At 44.3% G+C, this 11,768-nt stretch carries 10 protein-coding genes, 1 rRNA gene and 1 pseudogene; 7 read left to right on the top strand and 5 right to left on the bottom strand.

Features of this window, described 5'->3' with window-relative positions; all coding sequences use genetic code 11:
• Positions 1–107: 107 nt before the first annotated feature.
• Complete coding sequence (locus QUB37_RS18150) at positions 108–512, top strand: BON domain-containing protein (protein WP_333164526.1); 405 nt, start codon at positions 108–110, stop codon at positions 510–512.
• A gap of 132 nt (positions 513–644) precedes the next feature.
• On the opposite strand, the gene QUB37_RS18145 is transcribed toward QUB37_RS18150, so the two are convergent.
• Complete coding sequence (locus QUB37_RS18145; RefSeq protein WP_333164523.1) at positions 645–1,022, bottom strand: hypothetical protein; 378 nt, start codon at positions 1,020–1,022, stop codon at positions 645–647.
• Between the two features lie 157 nt (positions 1,023–1,179).
• Between QUB37_RS18145 and rppA the strand changes: the two genes are divergently transcribed.
• From rppA to QUB37_RS18120, 5 genes and pseudogenes are all read left to right on the top strand, one after another.
• On the top strand, positions 1,180–1,857 hold the full coding sequence (gene rppA, locus QUB37_RS18140; protein ID WP_333164521.1) for a two-component system response regulator RppA: 678 nt from the start codon (positions 1,180–1,182) through the stop codon (positions 1,855–1,857).
• An 18-nt stretch (positions 1,858–1,875) separates the two neighbouring features.
• The gene (locus QUB37_RS18135; RefSeq protein ID WP_333164519.1) at positions 1,876–3,156 is read left to right on the top strand and encodes a HAMP domain-containing sensor histidine kinase; all 1,281 of its coding nucleotides are present in this window, start codon (positions 1,876–1,878) and stop codon (positions 3,154–3,156) included.
• Positions 3,157–3,234: 78 nt separating this feature from the next.
• Positions 3,235–3,786: a DUF3124 domain-containing protein gene (locus tag QUB37_RS18130; RefSeq protein ID WP_333164516.1), complete on the top strand. Its 552-nt coding sequence runs from the start codon at positions 3,235–3,237 to the stop codon at positions 3,784–3,786.
• 310 nt (positions 3,787–4,096) lie between these two features.
• Positions 4,097–5,056: pseudogene (locus tag QUB37_RS18125) on the top strand (aldo/keto reductase).
• Positions 5,057–5,252: 196 nt separating this feature from the next.
• Entirely contained in the window at positions 5,253–7,124 is a 1,872-nt protein-coding gene (locus QUB37_RS18120) for a serine/threonine-protein kinase (RefSeq protein WP_333164514.1), read from the top strand.
• A 116-nt stretch (positions 7,125–7,240) separates the two neighbouring features.
• Here QUB37_RS18120 and QUB37_RS18115 read toward each other — a convergent pair whose 3' ends face one another.
• The 4 genes from QUB37_RS18115 to QUB37_RS18100 form a co-directional block, all read right to left on the bottom strand.
• Positions 7,241–8,176: a branched-chain amino acid ABC transporter permease gene (locus tag QUB37_RS18115; protein WP_194009930.1), complete on the bottom strand. Its 936-nt coding sequence runs from the start codon at positions 8,174–8,176 to the stop codon at positions 7,241–7,243.
• A 45-nt stretch (positions 8,177–8,221) separates the two neighbouring features.
• Entirely contained in the window at positions 8,222–8,791 is a 570-nt protein-coding gene (locus QUB37_RS18110) for a GNAT family N-acetyltransferase (protein WP_333164508.1), read from the bottom strand.
• A gap of 47 nt (positions 8,792–8,838) precedes the next feature.
• A complete protein-coding gene (locus QUB37_RS18105) occupies positions 8,839–9,789 on the bottom strand; it encodes a branched-chain amino acid ABC transporter permease (RefSeq protein ID WP_333164615.1) in 951 nt (316 codons plus the stop codon).
• Positions 9,790–9,943: 154 nt separating this feature from the next.
• Positions 9,944–11,200 (bottom strand): ABC transporter substrate-binding protein, encoded by a 1,257-nt coding sequence (locus QUB37_RS18100; RefSeq protein ID WP_333164506.1) that lies wholly within the window; start codon positions 11,198–11,200, stop codon positions 9,944–9,946.
• 499 nt (positions 11,201–11,699) lie between these two features.
• On the opposite strand from QUB37_RS18100, the gene QUB37_RS18095 reads away from it, so the two are divergent.
• Positions 11,700–11,768: ribosomal RNA gene (locus QUB37_RS18095) — 16S ribosomal RNA — on the top strand; the annotation flags it as partial.

The raw sequence follows: 11,768 nt of genomic DNA, 5'->3' as shown, positions 1-11,768 counted from the left end.
TAGATGAACTATGGTACATTTACTTGTTAATTTGAAAGGCTCAAAAACTTCATGCTGAGGTTTATGGGCAAAATTGCGTTTCACAACAAACAAAACAAACAAAGAATATGCAATTATTAAAGCTATTTGTGCAAGGAATCAGCGTCAGCACAGTTGCAGTTTTGGGTTTAGGTGCTTGCACCTCCCCCAATACTCCACAGACAACTGTTCCATCTACTTCTGCTCCCACAACTGCCACTGGAAATACTACTGTTCCAACCACTCCAGCGCCTGCAACCACGACCGCACAGACGCCTCAGAATCAAGACATTGACGATATTGCCGATCGCGTAGAAGAGGCTTTAGACTCCGATATTACCCTCAAGCAATTCGATTTGGACGCAGACGATCGGGATAATTCGATTGTGTTAACAGGGCGCGTTCAAACGGCAGAACAAAAAGCATTGGCAGAACAAATTGCTCGGCAAACTGCAGCGAATGTTTCCATCAATAACGAAATCGTTACTCAGTAGTTTTTAATCCTCAAGCAGCAAGAGTATTGGACGCTTCTTGCTGCTTGAGGAATTGCTCGATCGCAGCGAGAAAACCTATAAATTTAACAACCTTATTTGACTGGATGCGATCGCAATATTGAAACAATAAACTTATTCAACAATTTCGTAACGAACTAACTGGCGAACATTTTGACGTGATAACTGGAGTTCTTGGGCAATCGCTGCCTCTATCTGGGTTGCGTCAGTCATTGGCAATTCTAATTCCAATCGCTTCAAAATCGGTTCTGCCGTTTCTACCGCAACCTGGGTGGTTCCTTGTTTTCGGTTAATCACCGCGTTGATCAGCAATATATTGACAGACACCGTTGCTTTAAGCTGGGTATCTGCCTGAAGTTTATTCTTTGCGATCTGGGGTTGTTGTAATTCTTGAGCCATTAGGAAACTGGAACCAACCCAAAACGCGATCGCCACAAACGGCAATGGCAACCAAAACTCTGCGCCTGATACTTTTAGCCAACGTCTAATCATCCGCTATTCTTTCCCATCCCTTCTGAGGCTAATAATATCTATTGGCACTTTAATAAAACTTGCTCTCTCCTAAAATCTAGCTTAAAGAAGATGCGCGAATCACCTCAAACTCTAATAATTCTGAAAACTGCAAGCTGCGAAGGAGGCGATCAGAGATATGAGAGTTTTGCTCGTGGAGGACGATCCAAAGCAACTGATGCCACTTCAAACAGTGCTGTCTCAAGCAGGGCATAGCGTGGATGGGGTAAAAGATGGAGAGACGGCACAGTGGCTGTTATCAGAAAAAGAATATGATTTGTTGATTTTGGACTGGATGTTGCCACATATCAGTGGGGTAAATCTCTGTCGTCAATATCGATCGGCAGGGAAAACAGCGCCGATTTTGATGATCACCGCAAGAGATACCACGCCGGAAAAAGTGACCGGGTTAGACGCAGGTGCAGATGATTACCTGGTGAAACCGATCGACTTGGTTGAATTCATGGCACGAGTGCGGGCATTAAGACGGCGATCGCCCCTTTGGCAAGGAGATACGCTCAGCCTTGAGGATCTGCACCTCCACCTCGATACTCTTACTGTTGAGCGACAAGGTGCAACCGTTTCCCTCTCCAGTCGAGAGTTTCAGTTGTTGGAGTATTTTATGCGTCATCCCCGACAGGTTTTGACTCGGAATCAGATTCAACAAGGCGTGTGGGAATGGGGGACTGAACCAGAGAGCAATGCGATCGCGGTTCTCATTCGCAAACTCCGCCAACGCTTGCAGGCTGTAGGAGCCGGAGACTGGATTGAGAGCATTTACGGTATGGGTTATCGCCTCACTTCCCCTCTCAAGTGATGATTGGAAAGCCAAGTCATGTTTAATCAAAGTCGTCGCAATCTGGCTCGTTGGTTCACCCTCTCAATGGGAAGCATTCTCGTGCTGTTTGCTGGGGCAATTTATCAGATTGAGGTGAAAGATAAACTAGAGGCGCTCGATCGACTGCTGTATGACAAAACTAGAGTCATGGCTGCCAGCGTGCATTATGAAGTTCGCCAAAACCAGAACCAGGTCGATCTGAGTCATGTTTCCTTGTTAGGCAGCGGTTCCCATCCCCTTGCTGAAGATCTGATTTACGTGCGCTGGTATAACGCACAAGGGCGGTTAGTTCGTTTTTTTGGGAATTCTCCTCCCGATCGGTTAAATACGCCCTTTGGTTATCTCACAGTTCGATCGACCGATCCACTTTTGGGAAAAGGAATCTGGCTGCGTCAGGTGACATTACCCGTTGAAGGTAGAACAGGGGTACTCGGTCATCTTCAGGTTGCAACTCCCCTGACAGAAACTCAAAACAGGCTCACTGAGCTTCAGATTGTGCTAACTCTCGCTGTCCCCCTGACACTGGGCTTAATTGCCCTCACAGGTTGGTTTCTCAGTGGGCTGGCCATGCAACCGATTCGGCAAGCCTATCAGCAGCTTCAGCGCTTTACAGCCGATGCCTCTCACGAGTTGCGATCGCCCCTGTCTGCCATTCTCACTAATGCCCAGCTTGGGTTGCTGATCGCGGGTGATGATTCACGTTACCATCCTTCCTTACAAAACATTGTAGATAGCGCAAAATCAATGGGAGCGCTGGTGAATAATTTACTGCTGTTGGCTCGTCATCAAGGGCGACTTGCGCCGGAATCGCTCAAGTTAATCAATCTCAACGAGTTGCTGAGCAATTTAGCAACCCAGTTTGTCGCACTTGCAGAACCCCAAAATATCAAACTCACCTGCGAATCACCGGCACAACGGATTGAATTATTGGCCGATCCTGATTTGCTGCGGCAAGTAGTCGAAAACTTGCTTTACAATGCCTGTAAATATACTCCCGTTGGCGGAACTGTAAAGATACGCCTAGTTCTTCATTCCAATTTGGCAGTTATTCAGATAATCGATACGGGAATCGGTATTTCAGAAGCGGACTTACCCTATATTTTCGATCGCTTCTATCGGGTGGACACCGATCGCTCGCAGGAGAGTGGAGGCTTTGGGCTGGGGTTAGCGATCGTCCAACAGATTGTCCAGGCCCATGGTGGAAAAATTCATGTGACGAGTGAAGTGGGCAAAGGCTCAACGTTTCAGATTGAACTGCCGCTCAAACCTTATCACTAAGCCGCCTCAAACGAGATAGAAGGTGCACTCTGCTTTAGACGTAACTGCAATGTATGTGGTGTATTTGGATGAATGCCGATGAAGCTGAAACATGATTTCTGGGTTGGTTGGGCGATCGCCGCGATCGTCATTACCTCTTGTTCTGAGCAGACAACCTCACAAAGGCAACAACCTGATACAAAACGTGAAACCTCACTGAGATCGGTCACGTTAGATAAAACAAAAGTTGTGATGGGACAAACCGTATATGTCCCTATTTACTCGCATATTTATCACTACAATAGCCAGGATGAGGTGATGGAGTTGTCAGCCACGCTCAGTATTCGCAATACGGATTTGACAAATTCGATTATTATCACTTCTGTGCGTTACTACGATAGCGATGGGAAATTGATTAGGCAGGATATTAAGAGTCCTGTAGAACTCAAGCCGCTTGCTTCTACACACTTTTTCATTGCAGCAAATGATACAAGTGGAGGCTCAGGTGCCAACTTTATTGTGGAGTGGGTTGCAGAAAAAACGGTTTATGAGCCTGTCATTGAAGCTGTCATGATCAGTACCTCTTTTTCTCAGGGCATTTCATTTATTAGTCCCGCTAAAGTTCTCAAGCAACACAAAATGCCAAAATGATTTTAGAGTATTAAATTCTTGCTTTACAAGGTGGTTTTAGACTACCATAAGAGGAGCATCTCATATTTGTAAAAACACTTATTCTGGCTTCTTCCTTCTGAAGCTTTTCTCCTGGCTCCTGACTCCTAACTTCAATTTCTAGTTCGGCTGCTTTCATTGAAATGCTCGCCTTTTAAATTTTTAACTTTGTACATCACTATTTATTGCAGAATAAAACGATAGCATTACTGTGCATGACTACCCAACTTTTCTCTGTTAAAATTAGATAGCTTGAGGGTAAATACTAAAAAATTCAAAGAGGACTTAGGTTATGGAAAAGCGACAATTGGGGACATCACAAATTCAGATTACCCCGATAATTATGGGGACTTGGCAAGCTGGCAAGCGGATGTGGGTGGGAATTGAGGATGCTGAAACTGTCAAAGCAATGCGCGCCGCTTTTGAGGCAGGTATTACCACCTTTGATACGGCTGAGGTTTACGGAGAAGGGCATTCGGAACAAATTATCGGTCAAGCACTTTCAGATGTGCGATCGCAAGTAGTTTATGCTAGCAAAGTTTTCGCCAACCACCTGAAACCCGATTTGGTAATCGAAGCCTGCGATCGATCGCTAAAAAACCTCAACACCGATTATATCGACCTTTACCAAATCCACTAGCCCGCTGGCACTTGGAATTCCGAGTTAGTGCCAATTGCAGAAACAATGGACGCCCTGAACAAGTTAAAAGAACAGGGAAAAATTCGGGCGATCGGTGTTTCCAACTTCTCCCGTGCCCAAATAGAAGAAGCAGCCCAATACGGACGCATCGACAGCTTGCAACCGCCCTATTCTCTGTTTTGGCGCTGGGTAGAAAAAGATGCTATGTCCTATTGTGTGGACAATCATATCTCAATCCTTGCCTATTCATCTCTAGCTCAAGGAATATTGACAGGTAAATTTGGGCCAGAACACAAGTTTGAAGAAGGTGACCACCGCGCCAAAAATAAGCTGTTCATCAAAGAAAATTACGACCGAGTGCAAACAGCATTAAATCAACTCAGGCCAATTGCCGATCGCCACCAGACAAGCTTGGGCAACTTAGCTTTAGCTTGGTTGATTTCCCAGCCACAAACAAATGCAATTGTCGGCGCGCGCGACGGGGAACAAGCAGCCGAAAATGCTAAAGCTGCTGAGGTAACATTGAGTGAAGAGGAATTAAAAGAGATTGACGCGATCGGGCGAACAGTCACCGATTATTTAGACGATAACCCCGTTATGTGGAACTTCTAAAACAGAACTGACGCAACTGGCATATATAGTAAGGTGCGTCAGAACATACATCCTATATAATCATCCTAGAAATTCGTCTGACGCACCCTACAAGTCGATAGGAGTGTGACTTGTGCAAGAGGTATAATATTTACTGCGCTGTGGAAATATTCAAAAAGTTAAAATCCAAAATCTAAAATCCAAAATCTAAAATCGAATGAGTTACTGCCTAAATCCCAACTGTTCCAAGCCACAAAACCCTCCCGCCGCCAAAATTTGTAGGAATTGCCGTTCAAAACTGCTGCTGCGCGATCGCTACCGGGCTATAAAGGCGATCGGACAAGGCGGTTTTGGTAGAACATTCCTCGCCGTTGACGAAGACAAACCCTCAAAACCCCGCTGCGTCATCAAACAATTTTTACCCCCAGAAACCCCACTCATCCCATCAGCAAGCAATCGCAACAGCAAAAAAGCAGCCGAACTTTTTGAACAAGAAGCAATGCGATTAGACGAATTGGGCAAACACCCTCAAATTCCCGAACTATTAGCCTATTCCATCCAAGACAGCAGACAATATGTAGTCCAAGAATTTATCGACGGCCAAAATTTAGCACAAATTGTAGAAACAGAAGGCAGATTTACAGAAAATCAAATTCAAGACTTACTCAATAGCTTATTACCCGTCCTTCACTTCATCCATTCCCACAACGTTATTCACCGAGACATCAAACCCGGAAACATCATCCGCCGCGCCGACAAACAATTAGTTCTAGTAGACTTTGGCGCCGCCAAAATTGCTACAGGTACAGCATTACTCAAAACAGGAACCAGCATCGGCAGCCCCGAATACATCGCCCCCGAACAAGCTAGAGGCAAAGCATTTTTTACCAGCGATTTGTACAGTTTAGGTGTAACTTGTTTGTATTTGCTAACTCAAGTTTCCCCTTTTGACTTGTTCGATCCTGGTGAAGATTCCTGGATATGGCGACAGTATTTGGCCAAAAACCCCGTGAGTGAACAACTAGGGAAAATTTTAGACAAAATGATTGCCAATGCTACTAACCGTCGCTATCAAACGGCTGTTGAAGTATTAAAAGAAATTAATCCCCAAGTTGCGATCGATCTAGCAATTCCTCAAACAATTACCAAGCCAGTCAAACCCGCCCCAACACCTGCCCAGTCCCAACAGCAAACCTATAACTGGCAATGTATTCACACCCTCACAGGTCATAAAAACTTAATTTACTCTGTGGCTTTTAGCCCCAACGGAGAAGTTGTAGCCAGCGGCAGCGATGACAAAACAATCAAGCTGTGGGGAGTTGAAGACGGGCAAGAAATTGTCACCCTCACAGGACACGCTAACTCAGTTTATACAGTAGCTTTCAGCCCTGACGGACTAATGCTAGCCAGCAGCAGCCACGACAAAACTGTTAAACTTTGGCGGATGAAAGATGGACAAGAAATTCGCACCCTGATCGGTCACATTAACTCAGTTTACAGCGCAGCTTTCAGTCCCGATGGCGAAATTATTGCTAGCAGCAGTTGGGACAAAACAATCAAGATTTGGCGAGTCAAAGACGGGCAAGAAATTCGCACCCTTGCGGGTCACACCAACTTAGTTTATTTTGTTGCGTTTAGCCCTGATGGCGAAACTATTGCTAGTTGCAGTTGGGACAGAACAATCAAGATTTGGCGAGTTAAAGATGGGAAGCTAATTCGCACACTTACAGGTCATACAGACTCCGTTCGCTGCATAGCTTTCAGTCCAAATGGAGAGTTTTTGGCTAGCGGCAGCCACGATAATACTATTAAGATTTGGTGGGTCAAAGATTGGCAAGAAGTTTTAACTATCGCAGGACATTCTTGGTATGTTGATTCTATTGCTTTTAGTCCAGATGGCGAGATTCTGGCTAGCAGCAGCAATCAAACTATCAAGATTTGGCGAGTGAAAGACGGTCAAGAAATTTGTAATATTGCGGGTCATAATAACTCGGTCTATTCTGTTAATTTTAGCCCGGAAGGAGAGTTTATGGCTAGCGGCAGCAGTGACAAAATTATTAAGATTTGGCAGAATATGACGTTGGTTTAATTGCCCTCAATCAAAAGCGTTTTTAGTAAGGATTTTTGTCTTTATTGACTAATAATTTTGTATAAAAAGTTTTATGGCGCGGGATTTTTTCCCTAACTCCAGATGATTTATGAATTTTAAACAGAAGTACGATCGCCCTTCCTCCACCTCTTCAACAACTCCGGCGTCACCAAACCTTGCGGAAAAAATATCGTCCCCAAAACAATTAGCAACCCAAAAATAATTAACCGTCCATCCCGCAGAAATTGTGCCAACCAAAGCGGCAATCCCTGAATAGTCGCCATTCCCCTCAAAACCTCCGGCAAAGCAGTAAACACCATCCCACCCAAAACTGCTCCCAGAAACGTTCGGCTACCACCAATCAACACAGAAGTCAAGTAAATAATACTAGCATCAAAAGTACCTTGACGGGCGTTCCAAGTATTCAGGAAATGAGCGCTAACTGCACCCACAACCCCAGCTAAAACAGCACCTAACGTGAAAGCCAAAACCTTATAAAAAGTTGGGTTAATGCCGATCGCATCAGCCGCCAACTCATCAGCCCGAATCGCCGCAAAAGCCCGCCCCACCCGAATCCGTTCCAGTCGATAGACAATCGCCATACTTACCAACAGTAAAGGCAGTACAATCCACAAATACTCGATCGGCGTCGCAAACGGTTGCGGAATCCCAAAAATACCCACAGCCCCGCCAGTGATATCTAAATTCAGCGATAACACCCGCAAAATTTCCACAAAAGCAATAGTTGCGATCGCCAAATAAATGCCACTTAACCGCAGGGCCGGAATTCCCACTAAAATCCCCAGCAACCCCGAAACAGCCCCTGCAATTATCATCTCCAATAACAACAATGGCAGAGGAAACAAACCCCCTGTCTGTTGAAACACCGTTGTAGACAAAATCGCCGCAATATACCCGCCTAAAGCATAAAAACCAGGGCTAGCCAGAGACAACTGTCCAGTCATTAGAGGCAAATACAGTGACATTCCCAACATTGCACCCAGCAACATCGAGACAATCAGAAACCCATAAGTAGTAAAAAATGTAGCCATTTGATTTTAGATATTTTAGATTAAAATTTATTAAGGAAAATCGGGTTAGCTTGGTTTCCAATTTGGATTGATTAAGCTAGTCTGAATATGGTCTTCCCACCGACCATTTATCAACAAATAGTCTCTAGAGTAACCTTCTACCATAAATCCTAATCTTTTAAGTAGATTACCGCTACGCTGATTGTGAGGTATATAATTTGCTATAATGCGATGTAAATTTAACTCTCCAAAAACATATTGAATTGCAACTCGCACAGCTTCCGTCATATAACCTTTACCTTGTTGCGCTTCTGCCAGATTATATCCCAAAAAGCAAAACTGACCGGCACCTCGTACAAAATTATCAAAGTTAACGTTGCCGAGAAGATACTCAGGATTAGCCTTATCAAAAATCCACAGCTTTAAAGATTTGTCAGACTCAAATCCTTGGAAATCTTTCTCTACTTGTTTTTGCCAATAACTTTCCGTTAAAAAGTCCTCCGCCCAATGTCGGTGCCAGGGAGTAAAAAACTTTTGATTTTCACTATAAAATTTAATAATTTCGCAGATATCGTCTTGATTTGCTAATCGCAACAAAAGGCGATCGCTTACAATTAATGGAACTTCTAATTTCATATAATATCCATTTAGCAACTGAGGCACTAGAGTTATGGCAAATAATTCTACACTTTTTGAATCAAACGTCGTCCAAACAAACCCTGCGGCCTAACCAACAGCATAATAAACAATATAGCAAAAGCCACAGCATCCTTATAAGCCGAAAAATCCCCCGGTACGAAAGCCTCCACCAAACCAATTAAAAACCCACCCAAAACAGCCCCAGGAATACTCCCTAATCCACCAAGTACAATCACCGCCAAACCCTTCAAACCAAAAGCAATACCAAAATACGGCCCAGCAATACTCACACTAGAACCCACCAAACTCCCCGCCAAACCAGCCAGAAAACTGCTCACAAAAAACGTCAAAACAATATATCTGTCAGTATCAATACCCAACAGACTAGAAGTAGTAGCATCTTCAGCCACCGCCTGCATTGCTTTACCAAATTTAGTGAAATTTATTAAGTAAGTTAGAAGACTAACAATCGCAATAGCTACGCCAAAAATCAGTATTTGAACAGTGCGAATAGGAATCTGTTTATCTGCCGTACCAAAGTTAATAGCTGCCGGCAAATTGCCGTAAGTATTAGTAGGAAAAGTGTAAATTTCAGCACCGACAAGATACTGGATGATATTAGCGATCGCCACCGCCGCCCCCAAACTAGAAACCACCGTCAGCAGAGGATCTGAGTTTCTGCGGCGCAAAGGCAAAAAAGCAACTCTTTCAACAATTACTCCCACCAAACCAGCCAGCGTACTGCCCAAAATTATGGCCACAGCAAAAGGAAACTGTACGGGAATTCTCGCATTAGCCAACAACCCGTTAAAACCAAAAGCACCGCCCATCAGCGCATAAGTGAAATAAGCACCCAAAGTAAACACTGCACCGTGAGCAAAATTAATAATTCCGAGAATAGAAAACACTAGGGTGTATCCCAGGGCAAAAATAGCATACACGCTGCCGATCGACAAACCATTCAAAAATTGTTGCAGAAACAGAGTTAAGTCCATCACCAGTTAAGAATTGAGCCTCACATCGAAATCATTCAACAACAAAAAACATACAATTTTTACTCTGACTTCTGACTTCCCCCCTTGGGGGGGCGGGGGGAGACTTCAGAGTCACACTCAATAAATCATCCGTGTATCCGTGTCGTGGCTGAGTTCATTTCAAAAACTCAAATTTACCGTTATTACCATCAGCATCCATTTTTATCTGTGCCACATAAAACTCTTTCTGATTGATTTCACCTTCAGGCGTAAAAGAAATTTCCCCCAAAGGCGTATCGTACTTTCCACTCAACAACTGCTGATTCAAATTTGTACGCAATTCTGCCAAAGGCTTTTGGCTAACCTTAGACTTAGCATTAATTTCTTTTAATGACTCAACAAAAACTTGTACGCCAGTAAAAGCTTGAGCGCTAAACTGAGGAGGTTCCTTCTTAAATTGAGCGCGATAAGCATCACGAAAAGCCTTATTAATCTCATTCTGATATTTTGGGCTGTATGCTTGGGCAATTAAGACCCCCTCGCAAAGAGCCTTGCAAACCGAAAATACATTGGAAGTATTCAGACCGTTGCCCCCAATGATAACGCCTTTGTAGCCCAACTCCCGCAACTGCTTAATTAAATTGCCTCCATCGGCGGCCAACCCAGAAATAATTATCAAATCGGGCTTGACATTTATCCCATTAGTGGCTTGAGATTGGAAATCTGTATCAGTAGTCAAGAATTTTTGGACTGTTGCCAATTCCAGTCCCATATCTTTAACCGTTGCCTGAAAAGTTTCAGTTTCAGATTTGCTAAAAGCATCATTCTGAGCAAAAAACACGGCTACTTTCTTAATATTGGGATTTTGCTTCAGGGCCGCTTTAACTGCATTAGGTGCTACCACGGCGACAGGCGCGGAGACTCTGGCCACATAATCACCAATCTGGGGAATGCCTTTAGCGGTGTTGGATGGTCCGAGTACGGGAATTTTGGCGCGATCGGCGATCGGATCGGCACTAAAAGCCTGCTGCGACAAAGTTGGGCCCACAATACCCACCACCTTATCCTGATTGATCAGAGTATTGAAGGCATTGATCGCCCCTTGTTCATCTCCACCCGTATCTTGGAACACCAGTTTAATCGGCGTTCCATCCACACCGCCCTTATCGTTGAAATACTTCTCAGCAATTTTCGCGCCAGCCACCTGTTCCTGACCAAGCAAAGCCACATTGCTAGTTTGCGCCACCCCAACCCCAACGGGAATAGCGGTAGAGTTCCCCGCAGCCGAACCCTGTGGCGAAGTTGCCGGAGATGGCGAAGTACCTGGAGATACTGTAGTCGATGTCTGGGGAGCGTTCGTCTGAGTGCAAGCCATCAGCAGTGAAGCGCAGGTAACGAATAAGGCACTAGGGCGAGGGGCAGGTTTTTTCATGAGCGGGCGATCGAACACATATATATAGACCATCTCTATATAGAACATCTATATGTGCAAATATTCTACCGATTCGCCGGAGAGTCCCGGCCCAAAGCGTATTTCTGGGTCCAAAAGCAGACTCAAGCCCTAAAGAGGAGTCAGGCAGAGGATACCGGAGCCGACAATAAGTGTCGAAAGCCTTGGTGTGTATACCTTTAAAAAAAAGTCAAAAATATTTTTACAAAACGCTTGACAACACCTTGCGAAATAAGTATATTAATAAAGCGCCAGAAGGGAAGCGGTTCACTGAACCACGAACAAAAGGCAAGAAACTGAACCTAGAAAAAAGAATAGTTTGAAAGCTTAAAGCACTATTAACCTCGTCAAAAAAATCAAGATAGAGAGTAAAAGCGAGAGCTAATACTTAATATCGCAAACAACGAGAAAAAAGTCAAGGGAAAAAAACTAGCATTTGTGCTGAGTGGAAAGAACTTGACGAGCCTTAAAAGAACAATCCAACACGGAGAGTTTGATCCTGGCTCAGGATGAACGCTGGCGGTCTGCTTAACACATGCAAGTCGAACGG

The organism is Microcoleus sp. AT3-A2 (assembly GCF_036705685.1).
GTDB lineage: Bacteria > Cyanobacteriota > Cyanobacteriia > Cyanobacteriales > Microcoleaceae > Microcoleus.
This window is presented reverse-complemented; position numbering and strand designations above follow the sequence as displayed.